At 34.2% G+C, this 22,951-nt stretch carries 20 protein-coding genes; all 20 read left to right on the plus strand.

The annotated features are described in order from the left end of the window. The first annotated feature begins 100 nt into the window (after positions 1–100). Positions 101–1,501 (plus strand): cell division protein FtsA, encoded by a 1,401-nt coding sequence (ftsA, locus tag HMPREF2642_RS08240; RefSeq protein WP_002435260.1) that lies wholly within the window; start codon positions 101–103, stop codon positions 1,499–1,501. Positions 1,502–1,533: 32 nt separating this feature from the next. Beyond that, positions 1,534–2,721 (plus strand): cell division protein FtsZ, encoded by a 1,188-nt coding sequence (gene ftsZ / locus HMPREF2642_RS08245; protein WP_030065284.1) that lies wholly within the window; start codon positions 1,534–1,536, stop codon positions 2,719–2,721. Positions 2,722–2,973: 252 nt separating this feature from the next. After that, positions 2,974–3,765, plus strand: a complete 792-nt coding sequence (pgeF, locus tag HMPREF2642_RS08250; protein WP_030065286.1) for a peptidoglycan editing factor PgeF — start codon at positions 2,974–2,976, stop codon at positions 3,763–3,765. Between the two features lie 17 nt (positions 3,766–3,782). After that, positions 3,783–4,457 carry a YggS family pyridoxal phosphate-dependent enzyme gene (locus HMPREF2642_RS08255; protein WP_070597776.1) on the plus strand — a complete coding sequence of 225 codons (675 nt, stop codon included), beginning with the start codon at positions 3,783–3,785 and terminating at the stop codon, positions 4,455–4,457. Next, on the plus strand, positions 4,454–5,065 hold the full coding sequence (locus tag HMPREF2642_RS08260; RefSeq protein WP_030065288.1) for a cell division protein SepF: 612 nt from the start codon (positions 4,454–4,456) through the stop codon (positions 5,063–5,065). Before HMPREF2642_RS08255 ends, HMPREF2642_RS08260 begins: the two co-directional genes overlap by 4 nt. 11 nt (positions 5,066–5,076) lie before the next feature. Continuing rightward, complete coding sequence (locus HMPREF2642_RS08265) at positions 5,077–5,367, plus strand: YggT family protein (RefSeq protein WP_023350429.1); 291 nt, start codon at positions 5,077–5,079, stop codon at positions 5,365–5,367. Positions 5,368–5,487: 120 nt separating this feature from the next. Continuing rightward, entirely contained in the window at positions 5,488–6,276 is a 789-nt protein-coding gene (locus HMPREF2642_RS08270; RefSeq protein WP_030065290.1) for a YlmH family RNA-binding protein, read from the plus strand. Between the two features lie 23 nt (positions 6,277–6,299). After that, complete coding sequence (locus tag HMPREF2642_RS08275; RefSeq protein ID WP_030065292.1) at positions 6,300–6,953, plus strand: DivIVA domain-containing protein; 654 nt, start codon at positions 6,300–6,302, stop codon at positions 6,951–6,953. A 325-nt stretch (positions 6,954–7,278) separates the two neighbouring features. Next, the gene (ileS, locus tag HMPREF2642_RS08280) at positions 7,279–10,029 is read left to right on the plus strand and encodes an isoleucine--tRNA ligase (protein ID WP_070597777.1); all 2,751 of its coding nucleotides are present in this window, start codon (positions 7,279–7,281) and stop codon (positions 10,027–10,029) included. A gap of 291 nt (positions 10,030–10,320) precedes the next feature. Next, positions 10,321–11,118 carry a VOC family protein gene (locus HMPREF2642_RS08285; RefSeq protein WP_030065296.1) on the plus strand — a complete coding sequence of 266 codons (798 nt, stop codon included), beginning with the start codon at positions 10,321–10,323 and terminating at the stop codon, positions 11,116–11,118. Positions 11,119–11,304: 186 nt separating this feature from the next. Further along, positions 11,305–11,781 (plus strand): signal peptidase II, encoded by a 477-nt coding sequence (lspA, locus tag HMPREF2642_RS08290; RefSeq protein WP_023350426.1) that lies wholly within the window; start codon positions 11,305–11,307, stop codon positions 11,779–11,781. A 12-nt stretch (positions 11,782–11,793) separates the two neighbouring features. Beyond that, positions 11,794–12,711 (plus strand): RluA family pseudouridine synthase, encoded by a 918-nt coding sequence (locus HMPREF2642_RS08295; protein ID WP_030065298.1) that lies wholly within the window; start codon positions 11,794–11,796, stop codon positions 12,709–12,711. Positions 12,712–13,055: 344 nt separating this feature from the next. Beyond that, a complete protein-coding gene (gene pyrR, locus HMPREF2642_RS08300; protein ID WP_002435073.1) occupies positions 13,056–13,583 on the plus strand; it encodes a bifunctional pyr operon transcriptional regulator/uracil phosphoribosyltransferase PyrR in 528 nt (175 codons plus the stop codon). A gap of 240 nt (positions 13,584–13,823) precedes the next feature. Beyond that, positions 13,824–15,131, plus strand: a complete 1,308-nt coding sequence (locus HMPREF2642_RS08305) for a uracil-xanthine permease family protein (RefSeq protein ID WP_002435254.1) — start codon at positions 13,824–13,826, stop codon at positions 15,129–15,131. Between the two features lie 26 nt (positions 15,132–15,157). Further along, the gene (locus tag HMPREF2642_RS08310) at positions 15,158–16,039 is read left to right on the plus strand and encodes an aspartate carbamoyltransferase catalytic subunit (RefSeq protein ID WP_002435230.1); all 882 of its coding nucleotides are present in this window, start codon (positions 15,158–15,160) and stop codon (positions 16,037–16,039) included. Positions 16,040–16,056: 17 nt separating this feature from the next. Further along, positions 16,057–17,334 carry a dihydroorotase gene (locus HMPREF2642_RS08315; protein WP_002435237.1) on the plus strand — a complete coding sequence of 426 codons (1,278 nt, stop codon included), beginning with the start codon at positions 16,057–16,059 and terminating at the stop codon, positions 17,332–17,334. After that, positions 17,335–18,435, plus strand: coding sequence for a carbamoyl phosphate synthase small subunit (locus tag HMPREF2642_RS08320; protein ID WP_002435087.1), 1,101 nt, complete (start codon positions 17,335–17,337; stop codon positions 18,433–18,435). After that, positions 18,428–21,601, plus strand: a complete 3,174-nt coding sequence (gene carB / locus HMPREF2642_RS08325; RefSeq protein WP_030065301.1) for a carbamoyl-phosphate synthase large subunit — start codon at positions 18,428–18,430, stop codon at positions 21,599–21,601. The genes HMPREF2642_RS08320 and carB overlap by 8 nt, the downstream gene beginning before the upstream one ends. 32 nt (positions 21,602–21,633) lie before the next feature. Then, positions 21,634–22,326 carry an orotidine-5'-phosphate decarboxylase gene (pyrF, locus tag HMPREF2642_RS08330; RefSeq protein ID WP_002435242.1) on the plus strand — a complete coding sequence of 231 codons (693 nt, stop codon included), beginning with the start codon at positions 21,634–21,636 and terminating at the stop codon, positions 22,324–22,326. Continuing rightward, complete coding sequence (gene pyrE / locus HMPREF2642_RS08335) at positions 22,326–22,937, plus strand: orotate phosphoribosyltransferase (RefSeq protein WP_030065303.1); 612 nt, start codon at positions 22,326–22,328, stop codon at positions 22,935–22,937. Before pyrF ends, pyrE begins: the two co-directional genes overlap by 1 nt. Positions 22,938–22,951: the final 14 nt, after the last annotated feature.

Consider the following 22,951-nt stretch of genomic DNA (forward strand, 5'->3'; position numbering starts at 1 on the left):
ATTTCGTTAATACTATGTGTTTATAGTTCACAAGCTATTCAACGTATTGTAAACTAAACATAGTGTATTTTAATAGTAATTTGTCAGGAGGTGCCTATCTATGGAGGAACATTACTATGTAAGTATAGATATAGGTTCATCAAGTGTAAAAACGATAGTAGGCGAAAAATTTCACAATGGAATAAATGTGATAGGTACAGGACAAACCTATACTAGCGGTATCAAGAATGGTCTTATTGATGATTTTGATATTGCGAGACAAGCAATCAAAGATACAATTAAGAAGGCTTCAATTGCCTCTGGTGTAGATATAAAAGAAGTATTCTTAAAGTTACCTATCATTGGTACCGAAGTATACGATGAATCAAATGAAATTGAATTTTATGAAGATACTGAAATTAATGGAACACACATTGAATCAGTTTTAGACGGAATTCGTGATAAGAATGATGTAACAGAAACAGAAGTGATTAATGTCTTTCCTATTCGATTCGTAGTTGATAAAGACAATGAAGTTTCTGACCCTAAAGAATTAATTGCTAGACATTCATTGAAAGTTGATGCAGGCGTTATAGCTATACAGAAATCTATTTTAATTAATATGATTAAATGTGTTGAAGCATGTGGCGTAGATGTATTAGATGTTTACTCTGATGCATACAATTATGGTTCAATTTTAACCGCTACAGAAAAAGAATTAGGCGCTTGTGTCATTGATATTGGCGAAGATTTAACTCAAATTGCTTTTTATGAGCGTGGCGAGTTAGTAGACGCTGATTCAATTGAAATGGCTGGTCGTGATATTACAGATGATATTGCGCAAGGCTTAAATACTACATATGATACTGCTGAGAAGATTAAGCATCAATATGGACATGCTTTCTATGATTCAGCTTCAGAGCAAGATGTATTCTCAGTAGATCAAATTGATAGTGAAGAACATGTTCAATATACTCAAAAAGATTTAAGCGATTTTATCGAACAACGTGTAGAGGATATATTCTTTGAAGTGTTTGATGTGTTACAAGAACTTGGACTTACTAAAGTGAATGGCGGATTTATTGTAACAGGTGGTTCTGCTAACTTACTTGGTGTAAAAGAATTACTACAAGACATGGTAAGTGAGAAAGTAAGAATTCATACTCCATCTCAAATGGGTATTAGAAAACCTGAGTTCTCTTCTGCTATTTCGACAATTTCTAGTAGTATCGCTTTTGACGAGTTATTAGATTATGTTACAATTAGTTATCAAGATAATGAAGGATTTGAAGAGGAAGTTATCGAATCTGAAGATAAAGATAACGAATCTAAATCGAGCGGTTTTGATTGGTTTAAACGTAAATCAAACAAAAAAGAGAATCATGAGGAAGAACCTGAATCACCTCGTGAGGAAACATATGAAGACCGCAGAGAACATCACGAAGATGATTATCATCAATCAGAAGGTAAGGACAAAGAAGAAGGTAAATTTAAAAAACTAATGAAATCTCTATTTGAATGATTATTGGCCATTAAGACTAGGAGGAAATTTAAATGTTAGAATTTGAACAAGGATTTAATCATTTAGCTACATTGAAAGTCATCGGTGTAGGTGGCGGCGGTAACAACGCTGTTAATCGTATGATTGACCACGGCATGAATAACGTTGAGTTTATCGCTATCAATACAGATGGACAAGCGCTTAACTTATCTAAAGCGGAATCAAAAATCCAAATTGGTGAAAAGTTAACGCGAGGTCTTGGTGCAGGTGCAAATCCTGAAATTGGTAAAAAAGCTGCTGAAGAATCTCGTGAACAAATCGAAGATGCTATCCAAGGTGCAGATATGGTATTCGTTACTGCTGGTATGGGTGGCGGTACTGGTACAGGAGCTGCTCCAGTAGTTGCTAAAATCGCTAAAGAAATGGGCGCTTTAACAGTAGGCGTTGTAACTCGCCCATTCGGTTTTGAGGGACGTAAACGTCAAACTCAAGCTGCCGCTGGCGTTGAAGCAATGAAAGCTGCAGTTGATACATTAATTGTTATTCCTAATGATCGTTTATTAGATATCGTAGACAAATCTACGCCTATGATGGAAGCATTCAAGGAAGCAGATAATGTGTTACGTCAAGGTGTACAAGGTATCTCAGATTTAATCGCTGTATCAGGTGAGGTAAACTTAGACTTTGCCGACGTTAAAACTATTATGTCTAACCAAGGTTCAGCATTAATGGGTATCGGTGTATCTTCTGGTGAAAATAGAGCAGTTGAAGCTGCTAAAAAAGCTATTTCATCACCATTATTAGAAACTTCAATTGTTGGTGCTCAAGGCGTACTTATGAACATTACTGGTGGAGAATCACTCTCACTATTTGAAGCTCAAGAAGCTGCTGATATTGTTCAAGATGCGGCTGATGAAGATGTAAACATGATCTTCGGTACAGTAATTAATCCTGAACTTCAAGACGAAATTGTTGTTACAGTGATTGCTACAGGTTTCGAAGATAAACCGTCATCTCAAGGTCGTAAAGCTACAAGTACTGGTTTCGGTTCAAGTGTTAATAGTAATTCTTCTAACCAAAGTCATGCTACTCCTAAAGAAGACTCATTTGCTACAAACACTTCAACTAGCTCTCAATCTTCAGAAGGCGTAAGCGAAAGAAGTCACTCTACAAAAGATGACGACATTCCTAGCTTTATTAGAAATAGAGAAGAAAGACGTTCTAGAAGAACAAGACGCTAATTATATATGATAATTTAGATAAAAAGCCATCAGAGTTTGTACTGATGGCTTTTTAAATTACAGTTTATGAATTACATAATATTACTTATTAATTTTCATGACACCAATATTAAGTATATATTTAAATTATTTATTCTTGTAACTTGTAGTTTAAATGGTAGAAAGTATGATATATAATAGTTTTATAATATACTTAATTGTCATGAATTATAATAATTACTTTTAAACATTCTCAAATGGTGGTGAAACATAATGACTGAAAAGTTTATAAAGAAAGAATATTATTTAGATTATGATGTAAAACCTACTCATAGTATTAAGCTTGGTTTCACAACTAGAGAGAATGGACTGAGTCATTATCCAAAACACGCTTTTAACATGGCTAGATACGTGGATGATAATCAAGCTAATATTACTCAACATCAGGAAATTCTTGCAAATGAAATAGGCTTCAATAGAAATAATTGGGTTTTCCCAATTCAGACACATGGAAATAAAGTCACAGAAATTACTAAAGAACATCGAGGTATGAACATTGAAGAATTAACTGATGACTTATATGGGTTAGATGGCATTTTTACTTATGATTCCAATATATTATTAACCATGTGTTATGCTGATTGTGTTCCTGTTTACTTTTATAGTGAGAAGCATGGTTATGTGGGCCTTGCCCATGCTGGATGGCGTGGTACTTATGGTGAGATCGTAAAAGAAATGGTTAGAAAAATTGACTTTGATTTAAATGATTTACAAGTGGTTATTGGACCAGCAACATCTAATTCCTATGAAATCAATGATGATATCAAAGGTAAATTTGAAACATTAACAATTGACTCATCTAAATATATTGACTCGCGTGCAGCAGACAAACATGGTATTGATTTAAAAAAAGCCAATGCTTTATTACTTGAAGAAGTAGGCGTCCCATCAGATAATATCTATATTACTGAGTATGCTACTTCTGAAAATTTAGACTTATTTTTCTCTTATAGAATTGAAAAAGGTCAGACTGGACGTATGTTAGCATTTATAGGACGCAAGTAAAGTGAGGAGGAACGTTAGTGAGTGTAAAACAAAATTTAAAACAAATTGAACAAGAAATAAGTGAACATTTAGAAAAAAGTTCTAATTCAGCACACCCTCACGTGATTGCAGTGACAAAGTATGTTACAATAGAGCGAGCTAAAGAAGCTTATGAAGCAGGTATTAGGCACTTTGGCGAAAATAGATTAGAAGGCTTCAAAGAGAAAAAAGCAGCATTACCTGATGATGTTGTATTTCACTTTATTGGTTCTTTGCAATCTAGAAAAGTTAAAGAAGTAATTAACGAAGTTGACTATTTTCACGCTTTAGATCGCCTGAGTTTAGCTAAGGAGATTAATAAGAGAGCAGACCATGTTGTATCTTGTTTTTTACAAGTTAATGTTTCTGGGGAAGAATCTAAACATGGTATAGCATTAGACGAAGTTAATGAATTTTTAAAAGAACTGAAAGCTTATGAAAACATCAAAGTAATTGGTTTAATGACAATGGCACCTCTAACTGATAATAGTGTGTACATAAAATCAATTTTCAATGATTTAAGACATAAAAAAGAAGAAATTCAACAATTCAATTTAGAACATGCACCTTGCACAGAATTATCTATGGGAATGAGTAATGACTATCAGATAGCAGTTGAAGAAGGTGCAACCTTTGTCAGAATTGGGACTAAACTTGTAGGAGAAGAGGAGTGAGCCCCTTGGCTTTAAAGGATTTATTTAATGGATTTTTTGTAGTAGAAGATGAAGAAGAAGTTGAAGCACCAGAAGAACGTGAAACATCTCAGACACGTGAGCGTGCACAAGAACGTGATGTTGAATCACGAAATGAAAACAATGTACCATCAACGCAATCACAAAACAATGTAAACAAACAAAATGCAATCAAATCTGTGCCTCAAAAGAGCACAACAAGAAAAGGTGCAACTTCTGAAGAAAGGAATTATCGTATGAATAATAATTCAAAGAGTAATTCTCGTAATGTTGTAACTATGAACCAATCATCTCAAAATTATGCGACACAAGAAAGCTCTAAAATGTGCTTATTTGAACCACGTGTGTTTTCTGATACACAAGATATTGCGGATGAATTGAAAAATAGACGTGCTACTTTAGTAAACTTACAACGCATTGATAAAGTTTCTGCTAAACGTATTATTGACTTCTTAAGTGGAACAGTATATGCGATTGGTGGAGATATTCAGCGTGTAGGAACTGATATATTCTTATGTACACCTGATAACGTAGAAGTTGCTGGAAGCATAACTGATCATATCGAAAACATGGAGCAACATTACGAATAAGGAGTCTAATTATGGATATCGGTCTACTTAGTACTATATTCCGATTTATATTATTTTTGGTTCAAATTTATTATATAGGAATGATTATTTATTTCTTCACGTCTTGGGTTCCAAGCATTAGAGAATCTAAAGTGGGGGAATTTCTTGGTAAAATTTATGAACCTTTTTTAGAACCATTTAGGAAAATCATTCCTCCCATTGGCATCATAGATATTTCTTCTATAGCAGCTATTATAGTATTAGTATTATTTCAAAGAGGTTTAGTTTCAATTTTTAACATCATACTTACACATTTATCATAAAAATGAACTAGTTTGAATTTTATATGAGTATTTTAAGCGAGGCAAAGTATTTATTAAACTTTGACCTCGTTTTTGTCATGTGAAATTGAAGTTACCTTAATTGAATGTTGTTAAAATAAAATGTTAGGAGTGTCTCACATCGATATATATCAACATTTTAGAAGAGAAGAGCAAGAATTGATAGATCAATTAATAGATAAGTGTAATCAAGCTGAAAATCACTATGCGCCTGTGCTCACTGCTTTTTTAGATCCGAGAGGCCAATACATCTTAGAAGTCATCGTGGGGAGTTATGAAATGTTAAAAGTCAACTTTTATGGGGGTCCCTACGCTGAGAGAAAACGTGCTATCATAGCTCCAACATATTATGAAGCACAAGTGGAAGATTTTGAACTGTCACTCTTACGAATCGATTATCCTGAGAAATTCGTTTCAATTCAACATCAACATGTGTTAGGCACCTTAATGTCTTTAGGTATTGAGAGAGAACAATTGGGAGATATTATAGTCGCGGATGATATACAGTTTGTTTTGACAGAGCGTTTGGAATCTTATATTATGTTTGAATTAAATAGGATTAAAGGTGCCACAGTTAAACTTAATTCTATTCCTATAAAAGATATGATACAATCAAAAGAGAATTGGAAAATTCACAGCACGACTGTTAGTGCAATGAGATTGGATGTTGTATTAAAAGATATGATCCATAAATCTCGTAATATAGCAAAGCAATTAATAGAAAAGAAAAGAGTCAAAGTGAATCATACTATAATTGATACACCTGACTTTCAATTAGAACAAAATGACTTACTTTCTATCCAAGGATTTGGCAGAGCTCAAATCACTCAAATTGGAGGAAGAACTAAAAAAGATAAACTACACATTACCTATCAGACATTATTTAAATAGTGATGAATTAAGGAGGATATATCATGCCTTTCACACCAAGTGAGATTAAAAATAAAGAGTTTAGTCGAGTGAAGAATGGTTTAGAACCCACTGAGGTTGCTAATTATTTAGATCAATTAAGCACTGAGATTGAACGACTTAAAGAAGATAAAAAGCAACTTGAAAAAGTAGTTGAAGATAGAGACACTAATATCAAATCTTATCAAGACGTGCATCAGTCTGTAAGTGATGCTTTAATTCAAGCTCAAAAAGTTGGAGAAGAAACAAAATTAGCTGCTAATAAAGATGCCGAAGCTACACTTGCTAAAGCTCAAGTTCAAGCTGATAAAATTGTAAATGATGCGATTGAAAAAGCACGTCGTTTATCCTTCCAAACTGAAGATATGAAACGTCAATCTAAAGTGTTTAGATCTCGTTTCCGTATGCTGGTAGAAGCTCAATTAGATTTACTTAAAAGTGAAGATTGGGATTACTTATTAAATTATGATTTAGATGCTGAACAAGTGACTTTAGAAGATATTCATCACTTAAATGATAATGATCTTACACCAGAAGAACGCGCTATGAAGGAAAGCCAATCTCAAGCAGAGAATAATAGTGGAACAACTTCTACTTCTGAATCTTCACGTACGTCTAATAATCAATCAGAGACTTCTACAACTCATAGTAATTTATAAGCATTCTATTGATAAATGATTAATAGATGGAGACGCAATTGAAGAATTTTAAATTTGTAAATGTATTTATGTTAAAAATACATTTTCTTAATGACAATTTATTGATATGATATAAAAAGACAGACGCGTAAGAAACACTAAACATATTCCAGCGAGTTAGGAATGGTGAGAGCCTAACATATCGTTTGTTTCTTATATCACTGGCTTTTATTTTAATATGTTTATGAGAGAACTCTAAGTTGAGTTAAATAGGGTGGTACCGCGGTTTAGCCGTCCCTTTTAATTGAACTTAGAGTTCTTTTTATCATTAGAAGGAGTGAACAGAATGAATTTCAAAGATACTTTATTAATGCCCAAAACTGACTTTCCTATGAGAGGCGGTTTACCTAATAAAGAGCCTCAAATTCAAGAAAAATGGGATGCAGAAGATCAATATAAAAAAGCATTAGAAAAAAATAAAGGTAATCAATCTTATATCTTGCATGATGGCCCACCATATGCAAATGGTAGTTTACATATGGGACATGCACTTAATAAAATTATTAAGGATTTTATCGTCCGTTATAAAACAATGCAAGGATTCTATGCACCATATGTTCCAGGCTGGGATACGCATGGTTTACCAATTGAACAGGCTTTAACTAAAAAAGGCGTAGACCGTAAAAAAATGTCAATTGCTGAATTTAGAGAAAAGTGTAAAGAATTTGCACTTAAGCAAGTAGATATTCAGAAGAAGGATTTCAAACGTCTAGGTGTTCGCGGTGACTTTGATAATCCTTATATTACACTTACCCCTGAATATGAAGCAGCACAAATTCGTTTATTTGGTGAAATGGCAGACAAAGGTTTAATTTATAAAGGTAAGAAACCAGTTTATTGGTCACCTTCAAGTGAATCTTCATTAGCTGAAGCGGAAATTGAATATCATGATAAACGTTCTGCCTCTATTTATGTAGCATTTAACGTTAAAGACGATAAAGGAGTTGTTGATTCAGATGCTAAGTTTATTATCTGGACTACAACACCTTGGACAATTCCTTCAAACGTAGCTATCACTGTTCATCCAGAACTTAAGTATGGCCAATACAATGTAGAAGGACAGAAATTTATTGTTGCTCAAGCCTTATCTGAGACTGTAGCTGATGCTTTAGGTTGGGATAAAGATACAATTCAACTTGAAAAAGAATTTACAGGTAAAGAGTTAGAATATGTTGAAGCGCAACATCCATTCTTAGATCGTACGTCACTAGTGATTAATGGAGATCACGTCACAACAGATGCAGGTACTGGATGTGTTCATACTGCTCCTGGACACGGGGAAGATGACTACATCGTTGGACAAAAATATGACTTACCTGTCATCAGTCCTCTAAATGACAAGGGTGTATTTACTGAAGAGGGCGGCCAATTTGAAGGTATGTTCTATGACAAAGCAAATAAAGCTGTCACTGACTTATTAACTGAAAAGGACGCACTTCTTAAATTAGACTTTATTACACATAGCTACCCACATGATTGGCGTACAAAAAAACCAGTTATCTTTAGAGCGACACCTCAATGGTTTGCTTCAATTAACAAAGTAAGACAAGATATCTTAGATGCGATTGAAGAGACTAACTTTAAAGTAGATTGGGGTAAAACACGTATCTACAATATGATTCGTGATCGTGGCGAATGGGTTATTTCTCGTCAACGTGTATGGGGTGTTCCATTACCAGTATTTTATGCTGAAAATGGTGACATCATCATGACGAAAGAAACAGTTAATCATATCGCTGATTTATTCGCAGAACATGGATCAAATGTGTGGTTTGAACGTGAAGCGAAAGATTTATTACCAGAAGGATTTACACATCCTGGAAGTCCTAATGGTGAATTTACTAAAGAAACAGACATCATGGATGTATGGTTCGATTCAGGTTCATCTCACCGTGGTGTATTAGAAACAAGACCAGAGTTAAGTTTCCCTGCAGATCTTTACTTTGAAGGAAGTGACCAGTATCGTGGTTGGTTTAACTCTTCAATAACTACTGCTGTAGCAACTCGTGGACAAGCACCTTATAAATTCCTACTTTCACACGGTTTCGTTATGGATGGTGAAGGTAAAAAAATGAGTAAATCGCTTGGTAACGTCATCGTTCCGGACCAAGTTGTTAAGCAAAAAGGTGCAGATATCGCACGTCTATGGGTAAGTAGTACTGATTATTTAGCAGACGTCCGTATTTCAGATGAAATTTTAAAACAAACTTCTGATGTTTATCGTAAAATAAGAAATACACTCAGATTCATGTTAGGTAATATTAATGATTATAACCCTGAGACAGATCGTATCCCTGAAAATGAATTACTCGACGTAGATCGTTATTTACTTAATCGTTTACGTGAATTCACAGCTAGTACTATCAACAACTATGAGAATTTTGATTACCTTAACATCTATCAAGAAGTTCAAAACTTTATCAATGTAGAATTAAGTAACTTCTATTTAGACTATGGTAAAGATATTCTTTACATTGAGGAGAAAGACTCTCATAAACGTCGCAGCATGCAAACAGTGCTTTATCAAATCTTAGTAGATATGACAAAATTATTAGCACCAATCCTAGTGCATACTGCAGAAGAAGTATGGTCACATACACCTCACGTTAAAGAGGAAAGTATTCATTTAGCAGATATGCCAGAAGTTGTTGAAGTAGATAGAGAATTATTAGATAAATGGAATACTCTTATGGATCTACGCGACGACGTAAACCGTGCTTTAGAACAAGCTCGTAATGAAAAAGTCATTGGTAAATCATTAGAAGCTAAAGTGGTTATTGGCAATAATGAATCATTTAAAGCTGCTGAATTCTTACAAGAATTTAATGATTTACAACAATTATTCATCGTTTCTCAAGTTGAAGTTGTTGATTCAGTTGAAAATGGTGAAACATATAAATATGGTGATATTCGCATCGAACACGCAGAAGGCGAAAAGTGTGAAAGATGTTGGAACTATAGCGATGAATTAGGTTCTGTTGGAGAACTTGATCATCTATGTCCACGTTGCCAAGAAGTAGTGAAAACATTAGTTTAATTTCTAAATGATTGGTAACCATTAATCATAGACCTGAGGAGATTTTATTATAAAGAAGTCTTCTTAGGTCTTTTATACTTTAAGAAACAAATTGATTAGAAAAATTAAAGTAAGATTTATAAGACTTAAATGAGAAAATGTTGATATATTTAAAAATCTCTTTAAATTCACATCATAAATTAGAAATTTGAATTCTTAAATATATTTAGTCATAATGTTAAAATTATAGTAATGAAATCTTATATATAGACAACCATTCAGAGTACAAGTCATTGTTGAGAGGGTAGAATGATGTTTCATAGTAAAGATGCACATTTCGTTAATGGAATAATAATAAATGTACGTGATATAGAAGTTATAAGAGCCTTTTATGAAGAAGTTTTAGGATTTAATTTTGTTAATGAATCTATGAAGGCTGTTCAATATAAGGTTGGAGCAAACAATCAATATATAACTTTTAATGAAATTCAAAATGGTAGAGAGCCACTCATGTCTGAAGCTGGCTTATTTCATATAGGAATTAAGTTGCCAGAACTATCCTCTCTAGCTGATTTATTAGTACAATTAAGTGATTTTGAGATACCGGTTAATGGAGGAGAACAAAGTGTTGGAACATCACTCTTTGTTGAAGATCCTGAAGGTAATGCGCTTAAATTTTACGTCGATTATGACTTTGAAATGTGGAAATACGATGAAGATAATAGAGTGAAATTGGATATTAGACCAATTAACGTACCTCGATTGTTAAAAGAAGTTTCTAATGAAAAATGGCAAGGTGTACCTAATGAAGCGAAATTAGGTCATTTGCATCTTAAAACTATTAGAATCTCAGAAATTAAATCATATTATCTTAATTATTTCGGTTTAGAAGAGTCAGCTTATATAGACGATTTCTCATTATTTTTGTCCTCAAATCATTATTACAATCATTTAGCAATGAATCAGTGGTTATCAGGGACCAAGCGTGTTGATAATGAAAACACATATGGTTTAGCGTTAATAGATTTTCACTATCCTGAATCTACGCATTTAAATTTAAAAGGACCAGATGGCTTGTACTTCAGGTTTAATCGAATAAAAGATGAATAATTGAGTAAGCTAAATATTTACTAAAATTAAGTTGAGACACGATTAAGTCTCAACTTTTTGTATGATATTATTGCTCAACATTTCTAATAATTAGATTTATACTCAGCAATCTTTTTTTATGTCTTGGAGTAGGATATAATGTTAAGTGTTGTCAAAAGTGACGTTGAACTGAATGGAGGCACATGAATGAAAAAGAAATATTATATTGGAATCTCACTTCTTTTAGCATTTTTAATTATAATTTTTGACCAAATTTCAAAGTGGATAATTGCTTCATCCATGAAAATTGGCGATTCCTACGAAGTAATTCCTCATTTTCTTAATATTACTTCACATAGAAATAATGGAGCTGCTTGGGGAATTTTAAGTGGTAAAATGGGATTTTTCTATATTATCACATTAGTTATTTTAGTAGTTCTCGTGCTGTTTTATATTAAAGAAGCTAAATATAATTTATTTATGCAAGTTGCAATTACCTTACTCTTTGCTGGTGCGTTAGGTAACTTTATTGATCGTGTATTTAATGGTGAAGTTGTCGATTTTATAGATACAAACATCTTTGGTTATGATTTCCCAATCTTTAATATTGCAGATTCAAGTTTAACTATAGGTGTTATCTTCGTAATTATCGCATTATTAAAGGATACAACTAAAAAGAACTAAGGAGGTATACTTTTGGAAACACATGAATTTAAGATCACAGATGAAACACAAGTTGGTCAAAGAATAGATAAATTTCTATCTGAGTCGAATGATGCTTGGTCTCGTAGCCAACTTCAAGATTGGATTAAAGAAGATTTAGTTAAAGTTAATGATAAAGTGATTAAATCAAATTATAAAGTTAAATTAAATGATCATATCATTGTCACTGAAAAGGAAGTTGTAGAAGCAGACATTCAACCAGAAGATTTAGATTTAGATATCTATTATGAGGATGATGATGTGGCGATTGTTTATAAACCTAAAGGTATGGTAGTACATCCATCTCCAGGTCATTACACGGGCACACTTGTGAACGGCTTAATGTATCAAATCAAAAATTTATCTGGTATTAACGGTGAAATACGTCCTGGTATTGTTCACCGTATTGATAAAGATACTTCTGGTTTATTAATGGTTGCTAAAAATGACATCGCTCATCGAGGTCTTGTCGAACAACTAATGGCTAAAAGTGTTAAACGTAAATACACTGCGTTAGTTCACGGTAATATTCCGCATGATTATGGTACGGTAGATGCTCCAATTGGTCGTAATAAAAATGACCGTCAAGCAATGGCTGTAGTTGATGATGGTAAAGAAGCTGTAACGCATTTCAATGTAATAGAGCATTTTAAAGACTATACTTTGATAGAATGTGAATTGGAAACTGGACGAACTCACCAAATTCGTGTGCATATGAAATATATTGGCTACCCGCTTGTGGGTGACCCTAAATATGGACCTAAGAGAACATTAGATATTGGTGGTCAAGCATTGCATGCGGGTGTGATTGGTTTTGAACATCCAGTAACACATGAGTATATTGAAAGAAGTACTAATTTGCCTAATGATTTTAAAGATTTATTAGAAGATATTCGACGTAGAGATGCTTAAAAAAACACATTACAAAGTTAAACATTACGAGCGATTTTGTTAACTTTTAGTTTAAAGAAATCATTGACTTATTTATTAAAAAGTTTTAGACTAATAACAGTTTAAATATAAAAAACTTCGTCTTTAATTGCGAGTCCAGAGAGGCTTCGAAGACATGAATAATAGGAATAATCATGCATATCATTGTATTTCGCTTAAGAATGTATGCGCGTTCTCAAAAATGAAATACTGTAAATATATACCTGAAAGTTAATTACCTGAGTATAATTAATTTTCTTGAAGTGTGCCTTAACCTCATGTCTTTATTAAAGATATGAGGTTTTTCTATTATAAGAGGTGAAACGATGTCTGAACGAATCATTTTAGATGAAGCCGCGATACAGCGTACAATCACTCGAATTGCACATGAGATTTTGGAATATAACAAAGGCACTGACAATTTAGTGCTTTTAGGAATTAAGACACGAGGTGCATTTTTAGCGAATCGTATACAAGAAAAGATTCATTCTATTGAGCAGTGCAATGTACCAACCGGCACAATTGATATTACACATTTCCGTGATGATATTGATAATGTCACCCAGCAATCAGACATCAAAGCATTTGATATCGATGTTGACATTACTGATAAAGTGGTGATTATCGTTGACGATGTTTTATATACTGGTCGTACAGTAAGAGCTTCATTAGACGCTATATTGCTACACTCACGACCTGTTAAAATTGGACTTGCAACACTTGTTGATAGAGGCCATCGTGAACTTCCTATCCGAGCAGACTTTGTTGGAAAAAACATACCAACTGCGCGTGATGAATCCGTTTCAGTTTATTTAAATGAAATTGATCATCAGAACGCAGTCATAATAAAATAATATCCCTTTTAAAGCAGTACGAGAGACTGAAAAAGGTGGAGTAAACAAATTAAGCCATAGACGAATGATAAAGCGATGATGTAAATCTTTAAGATTTATCATACCTTTACTATTGCTTAATGTAATACTTCGTTAGAAATGTAATCTTTGAGGTGTAAAACCTTATTCGACTACATTTCAATTAGTCTCTTTGCATTCGCTGATGTAAAGAGATTTTTTTTATGAAAGGAAATGAATGACATGGAAAATGAACAAATGTTTGAGCGCACTGTGAAGCCAGTGCTTGATGTTAGAGACAAACCTAAACCAGCACAATGGGCATTCTTAAGTTTGCAACATTTATTTGCAATGTTTGGCTCAACCGTCCTTGTACCATTTTTAACACATTTACCAATATCAGCAGCATTACTTGCTTCAGGTATTGGAACACTTATTTACATATTAATCACAAAGGCTAAAATACCTGCTTATTTAGGTTCAAGTTTCGCCTTTATCACACCGATTATTACTGGTCTAAGTACCCATAGCTTAGGAGACATGTTAGTGGCTCTGTTTATGAGTGGGTTGATGTACGTCATTATAGGTTTACTTATTAGATTAAGTGGAACTGGTTGGCTAATGCATTTACTACCACCAGTTGTAGTAGGACCAGTTATTATGGTTATCGGATTAAGTTTGGCACCTACAGCCGTTAATATGGCCATGTATGAGAATTCTTCAGATATGAAAGGTTATAACTTAAGTTATTTACTTGTAGCTCTAATTACACTCATAGTCACAATCGTAGTACAAGGTTTCTTTAAAGGATTTTTATCACTGATACCTGTATTAATTGGTATTGTAGTTGGTTATATTGTTTCTATTTTCATGGGCTTAGTAAAATTTGGACCTATTGCCCACGCCAAATGGTTAGATTTTCCACATATATATTTACCATTCAAAGATTACACACCATCATTCCATTTAGGATTGGTATTAGTCATGATACCCGTTGTATTCGTCACAGTAAGTGAACACATCGGTCATCAAATGGTTATCAATAAAATAGTAGGCCGTAATTTCTTTAAAGATCCAGGATTGGATAAATCAATTATTGGAGATGGGGTATCTACAATGTTTGCGAGTATTATCGGTGGGCCTCCAAGTACAACCTATGGTGAAAATATAGGCGTACTAGCGATTACTAAAATATATAGTATTTACGTCATTGGTGGAGCAGCAGTTATCGCTATCATTCTAGCTTTCATAGGTAAATTTACTGCGTTAATTTCATCGATACCTACTCCTGTCATGGGCGGTGTTTCGATACTATTATTTGGTATTATTGCTGCTAGTGGATTGCGTATGATAGTTGAAAGCAATGTAGATTTTTCAAGTAACCGTAACTTAGTCATTGCATCAGTAATACTTGTAGTAGGTATTGGTAATTTACTTATCAATTTAAAAGGTATTGGAATTAATTTACAAATTGAAGGTATGGCATTATCCGCACTTTCTGGAATTATTTTAAATTTAATTTTGCCAAAAGATAAAAAAGAAGAAAATTAAAATTTAATCCATTAGGAGGTCGCTATATGAAAAATTTATTATCTATGGAACATCTATCAACGGATGAAATATATGATTTAGTTACAACTGCAAGCCAGTATAAATCAGGTGAAAGAGCTTTACCGCAGTTTAATGATACGTATGTAACGAACTTATTCTTTGAAAATTCAACAAGAACAAAGTGTAGTTTTGAAGTAGCTGAACTCAAATTAGGATTAAAACAAGTGAGTTTTGAAACGAGTACCTCTTCAGTTAAAAAAGGCGAGTCGTTATATGATACTTGTAAAACATTAGAAAGTATTGGAGTTAATTTATTAGTCATTCGTCACTCTCAAAATGCTTATTACGAGGAATTAGAAAACATTAATATACCTATAGCAAACGCAGGAGATGGAAGTGGTCAACATCCTACGCAAAGTTTGCTAGATATAATGACTATTTACGAAGAGTACGGGTCATTTGATGGGTTGAATGTGTTAATTTGCGGTGACATTAAAAACTCTCGAGTAGCCAGAAGTAATTATCATAGTTTAAGAGCATTAGGTGCAAATGTCATGTTCTCTAGTCCTGAAGAATGGGTAGATGAGACATTAGAGGCGCCATACGTTAATATAGATGATGTGATTGATCAAGTCGATATTGTGATGTTGTTAAGAGTTCAACACGAAAGACACGGCATTGCTGGTGAAGCTAATTTTGCGGCAGAGGAATATCATCAACAATATGGGTTAACTCAGTCAAGATATGATAAATTAAAAGATGAAGCCATTGTCATGCATCCTGCTCCAGTCAATCGAGGAGTCGAAATTAAAAGTGATTTAGTAGAAGCACCCAAATCACGTATTTTCAAACAAATGGAAAATGGGATGTATTTAAGAATGGCAGTTATAAGCGCGCTTTTAAAATAGGAAGGGGTTATTTTAAAATGAAATTAATCAAAAATGGAAAAATCTTAAGAAACGGAATTTTAAAAGATACTGAGATTTTAATTGATGGTAAACGTATTAAAACAATTAGTAGTAAAATCAATTCTTCATCTCCTAATATTGAAGTTATCGATGCTAAAGGAAATTTAATCGCACCAGGATTTGTTGACGTTCACGTGCATTTACGTGAGCCAGGTGGGGAACATAAAGAAACAATTGAAACTGGTACAAAAGCAGCTGCAAGAGGGGGATTCACTACTGTATGCCCAATGCCTAATACAAGACCAGTTCCAGATTCAGTTGAACATGTTAGAGAATTAAGGCAAAGAATTTCAGAAACAGCTAAAGTACGTGTGTTACCTTATGCATCTATTACTAAAAGACAAGCTGGAAAAGAACTTGTTGATTTCAAAGAGTTAGCACTAGAAGGGGTATTCGCATTTACAGATGACGGTGTAGGTGTTCAACAAGCTAGTATGATGTATGCGGCTATGAAACAAGCAGCACGCGTTAAAAAACCAATCGTAGCACATTGCGAAGATAATAGCTTGATTTATGGTGGCGCAATGCATAAAGGTAAACGTAGTGAAGAACTTGGTATTCCAGGTATACCAAACATTGCTGAATCAGTGCAGATCGCTAGAGATGTCTTATTAGCTGAAGCTACAGGATGTCATTATCATGTATGTCACGTTTCTACTAAAGAAAGTGTACGTGTGATTAGAGATGCTAAGAAAGCTGGCATTCACGTCACTGCAGAAGTAACTCCACATCACTTACTTTTAACTGAAAATGATGTACCAGGCGATGATGCAAACTATAAAATGAACCCACCATTAAGAAGTAAAGAAGATAGAGAAGCATTATTAGAAGGTTTATTAGATGGAACGATTGATTGTATCGCAACTGACCATGCGCCACATGCAAAAGAAGAAAAAGATCAACCAATGACTCAAGCACCGTTTGGTATCGTGGGTAGTGAGACAGCTTTCCCATTATTATACACTCACTTTGTAAGAAGAGGTAATTGGTCACTTCAACAGTTAGTGGATTATTTCACTATTAAACCTGCAACAATCTTTAATTTAAACTATGGTAAATTGCATAAAGATAGTTATGCTGATTTAACAATTATAGATTTAAATAATGATAAAGAAATCAGAAGTGAAGACTTCTTATCTAAAGCGGACAATACACCATTTATCGGTGAAAAAGTTTATGGTAACCCGATTTTAACAATGGTTAAAGGCGAAGTAGTATTTGAGGAGGAAAAATAGATGCTTGAAAAACGTTATCTTGTACTGGAAGATGGCTCTTATTATGAAGGATATCGCTTAGGTTCAGATGATCTTTCAATAGGCGAAATCGTATTTAATACTGCAATGACGGGGTATCAGGAAACTATTTCTGACCCCTCATATACAGGTCAAATCATTACATTTACTTACCCATTAATTGGGAATTATGGTATTAACCGTGATGACTTTGAATCATTGACACCGACATTGAATGGTGTAGTAGTGAAAGAGGCAAGCACACATCCTAGTAACTTTAGACACCAAAAAACATTACACGAAGTACTTGTTCAATATCATATTCCAGGTATTTCTGGCGTGGATACAAGAAGTATCACACGTAAGATTCGCCAACACGGTGTATTGAGAGCTGGATTTACAGATAATAAAGATGACATTCAAGCGCTTGTAGAACATTTAAAAACTGCTGAATTACCAAGAGATGAAGTTCAAACAGTCTCTACTAAAACACCATACGTATCAACAGGTTCAGATTTAAGTGTGGTTTTACTCGACTTTGGTAAGAAACAAAACATTGTTCGTGAACTAAATACACGTGGTTGTAATGTAACAGTTGTACCATACAATACAACAGCAGAAGAAATTTTAGGCATGTCACCAGATGGAGTGATGTTATCTAACGGTCCTGGAGACCCAGATGAAGTTGAAGTTGCTATCGAAATGATCAAAGGTATCTTAGGTAAAATACCATTCTTCGGAATATGCTTAGGACATCAACTTTTTGCTTTATCACAAGGTGCCACTTCTTTCAAAATGAAGTTCGGTCATCGTGGTGCTAATCATCCTGTTAAGGATTTAAGAACAGGTAAAGTAGACATCACTAGTCAAAATCATGGCTATGCTATTGATCGTGATTCACTTGAAAATACTGATTTAGAGGTGACACATATTGCGCTTAATGATGGGACAGTTGAAGGTTTGAGACATAAACAATTACCTGCTTTCTCAGTACAATATCATCCTGAAGCAAGACCGGGCCCAAGCGATTCAAACTATTTATTCGATGAGTTTATAACGATGATGAATGAGTTCAAAGAAAAGGAGCGTCATTTTAATGCCTAAACGCGACGATATTCAAACAATTTTAGTAGTAGGTTCAGGACCAATTATTATAGGTCAGGCTGCAGAATTTGATTATGCAGGTACGCAAGCATGTCTTGCTCTTAAAGAAGAGGGATATAGAGTCATCTTAGTTAACTCTAACCCTGCGACAATAATGACTGATAAAGAAATTGCTGATAAAGTCTATATTGAGCCGCTAACTCATGATTTTATTGCTCGTATTATTCGTAAAGAGCAACCAGATGCATTGTTACCTACTCTAGGTGGACAAACTGGTTTAAATATGGCAATTCAACTCCACGATAGTGGCGTACTTGCTGCGAATAATGTGAAACTTTTAGGAACTGAGCTTGAATCTATTCAACAAGCTGAAGACCGAGAAATGTTTAGAACATTAATGAATGATTTAAATGTCCCTGTACCTGAAAGTGACATTGTTAATACTGTAGAACAAGCCTTTGAATTTAAAGAACAAGTGGGTTATCCACTCATCGTTCGACCAGCCTTCACTATGGGCGGTACTGGTGGTGGAATCTGCTACAACGATGACGATTTAAAAGAAGTTGTAAGTAATGGATTACATTACAGTCCAGCTACACAGTGTTTAATCGAAAAATCAATAGCAGGTTATAAAGAAATTGAATACGAAGTCATGCGTGATAAAAATGATAATGCCATTGTTGTTTGTAACATGGAAAATATCGATCCAGTTGGTATACATACAGGGGATTCCATTGTCGTAGCTCCAAGTCAAACGTTGTCAGATGTTGAATACCAAATGTTACGTGATGTGTCATTAAAAGTAATTAGAGCATTAGGTATTGAAGGTGGCTGTAATGTACAACTAGCCCTAGATCCACATTCTCTCAATTATTACATTATTGAAGTGAATCCTCGAGTGTCTCGTTCATCAGCTTTAGCTTCTAAAGCTACAGGTTATCCAATTGCTAAATTAGCAGCGAAAATTGCAGTAGGTTTAACTTTAGATGAAATGTTAAATCCTATTACTGGAACATCTTATGCAGCTTTTGAACCAACATTGGACTATGTTATTTCTAAAATTCCTCGTTTCCCATTTGATAAATTTGAAAAAGGTGAACGTGAACTAGGTACACAAATGAAAGCAACTGGAGAAGTCATGGCAATTGGACGTACATACGAAGAATCATTACTTAAAGCGATTCGTTCACTTGAGTATGGTGTGCATCACTTAGGTTTACCAAATGGGGAGAGCTTTGATTTAGACTACATTAAAGAACGTATTGGTCACCAAGATGATGAACGACTATTCTTTATTGGAGAAGCTATTCGCCGAGGTACAACTTTAGAAGAAATCCATAAAATGACGAAAATTGATTATTTCTTCCTAAATAAATTCCAAAACATCATCAACATTGAACACGAATTAAAAGAACATCAAGGTGATTTGGAATATCTTAAATATGCTAAAGATTATGGCTTTAGCGATAAAGTAATCGCTCATCGTTGGGATATGAATGAAGACGATGTTTACCAATTACGAGTGAAAAATGATATTAAACCTGTATATAAAATGGTTGATACATGTGCAGCAGAATTTGAATCGACAACGCCTTATTATTATGGAACGTATGAATCTGAAAATGAATCTGTTGTAACGGATAAAGAGAAAATTCTCGTATTAGGTTCAGGTCCTATTCGCATTGGTCAAGGTGTAGAATTCGATTATGCTACTGTACATGCTGTATGGGCAATTCAAGATGCAGGCTACGAAGCTATTATTGTAAACAATAATCCTGAAACTGTATCTACTGACTTCTCAATATCAGATAAATTATACTTTGAACCATTAACTGAAGAAGATGTAATGAATATCATCAATTTAGAACAACCTAAAGGTGTTGTTGTTCAATTTGGTGGACAAACTGCCATCAATTTAGCTGACAAACTTGCTAAACATGGTGTTCAAATCATGGGAACTTCTTTAGAAGATCTAAATCGCGCTGAAGATAGAAAAGAATTTGAGGCGTTACTACGTCAGATTGAAGTGCCACAACCTCAAGGTAAAACATCTACATCTCCTAAAGAGGCACTCGAAAATGCGCGTGAAATTGGTTATCCAGTTGTTGTTCGACCATCTTACGTATTAGGTGGCCGTGCTATGGAAATTGTAGATAATGACCAAGAATTAGAAAACTATATGACACAAGCAGTTAAAGCAAGTCCAGAACATCCAGTACTTGTTGACCGTTATTTAACAGGTAAAGAAATCGAAGTAGATGCTATCTGTGACGGAGATACAGTGATTATTCCTGGTATTATGGAACATATTGAACGTGCTGGTGTGCATAGTGGTGACTCAATTGCAGTATATCCACCACAAACGTTAACTAAAGAAGAGATTGATACGCTCGAAGATTATACAATTAAATTAGCTAAAGGATTAAATATTATTGGCTTAATCAACATACAATTTGTCATCGCTCATGATGGTGTTTATGTGTTAGAAGTTAATCCACGTTCAAGTCGAACGGTTCCATTCTTAAGTAAAATTACTGACATTCAAATGGCACAACTTGCTATGCGTTCTATTATGGGACATAAATTAGCTGATTTAGGTTATCATCAAGGAATTCAACCATACTCTGAGGGCGTCTTCGTTAAAGCTCCTGTATTTAGCTTTAATAAATTGAAGAACGTAGACATTACGCTTGGACCTGAAATGAAGTCAACTGGAGAAGTTATGGGTAAAGATCTTACTCTTGAAAAGGCGCTTTACAAAGGACTTACAGGTAGCGGTGTAGAAGTAAAAGATCACGGAACAGTATTAATGACAGTAAGTGATAAAGATAAAGATGAAATCGTGAAAATAGCACATCGCTTAAATGAAGTTGGCTATAAAATTTTAGCAACAAAAGGTACAGCTAAAAAACTTGAAGACAATCAAATACCTGTTGAAGTTGTAGGTAAAATCGGTGGCGAAGATGATTTACTTACTCGTATTCAAAATGGTGAAGTACAAATCGTTATTAATACGATGACGAAAGGTAAAGAGGTTGAACGTGATGGATTCCAAATCCGCCGTACAACTGTTGAAAATGGTGTACCATGTCTGACATCACTTGATACTGCAAGTGCATTGACTAACGTAATTGAAAGTATGACTTTCACGATGAGAAATATGTAATACAAAGAATGAATGATTGAAGGAGTATTTAAATGAGAAATTTACCAATCATTGCATTAGATTTTAAATCTGCAGAAGAAGTAAATACCTTTTTAGATCAATTTAATGAACCATTGTGTGTCAAGGTTGGTATGGAATTGTTTTACCAAACAGGTCCTGGACTTATTCAATCTCTAAAAAAGAGAGGCCATGATATCTTTTTAGATTTAAAATTGCATGATATCCCTAATACTGTAAGTAAAGCTATGGAAGGATTAGCGCGATTAGATGTAGATTTAGTTAATGTTCACGCAGCTGGCGGTGTGAAAATGATGGAAGAGGCTAAAAAAGGTTTAAGTAAAATTAATCCAAATACTAAAATTATTGCAGTAACGCAACTTACCTCTACTACTGAACAACAGTTGCATGAAGAGCAAAATATTCATACGACTATTGATGAAGCGGTACTGAATTATGCTCGCCTTGCTCATAAAGCTGGTTTAGACGGAGTGGTGTGCTCACCACTTGAAGCTGAGTTAATTTCTCGAGAATTAGGTCCTGAATTTATGAAAGTCACTCCCGGAATTAGACCTAAGGGCGCGGCTCAAAATGATCAACAACGTATTACTACTCCCGAAGAAGCACAAACTTTAGGATCTACACATATAGTAGTCGGGAGACCTATAACACAAAGTGATCGTCCTGTAGAGAGCTATCAAAATATCAAAGAAAGTTGGTTAGGTTAATGGCTAAAGAAATTGCAAAAGCTTTATTAGATATTGAGGCAGTCTCCTTGTCTCCGAATGATTTATATACTTGGAGTTCTGGGATTAAATCTCCAATCTATTGTGATAATCGTGTCACTCTAGGTTACCCGTTAGTGCGTAATGCTATTAGAGATGGTTTAGCACGCTTAATAGATGAACATTTTTCAGAGGTAGAAATTGTGTCTGGTACTGCAACTGCAGGTATTCCTCATGCTGCTTATATTTCTGAAAAGATGGAACTACCAATGAACTATGTTCGTTCTAAAAGTAAAAGCCATGGTAAACAGAATCAAATTGAAGGCGCTAAAAGCGAAGGTAAAAAAGTTGTAGTTGTTGAAGATTTGATCTCTACTGGTGGTTCTTCAGTAACAGCTGTAGAAGCTTTAAAAGAGGCTGGTGCTGATGTACTTGGTGTGGTAGCAATTTTCACGTATGGACTGAAAAAAGCAGATGATACATTCCACAAAGCAGGAATTCCGTTTTATACTTTAAGTAATTATAATGAATTAATTGAAGTTGCGAGGGAAGAAGGAAAAATTTCTGAAGATGATATTCAGACTTTAGTTGATTGGAGAGACAACTTGTCATAAGATAAGTTTATAAA

Origin of the sequence: Staphylococcus sp. HMSC055A09 (assembly GCF_001809655.1) — a bacterium.
In the GTDB taxonomy this organism is placed as follows: domain Bacteria; phylum Bacillota; class Bacilli; order Staphylococcales; family Staphylococcaceae; genus Staphylococcus; species Staphylococcus capitis.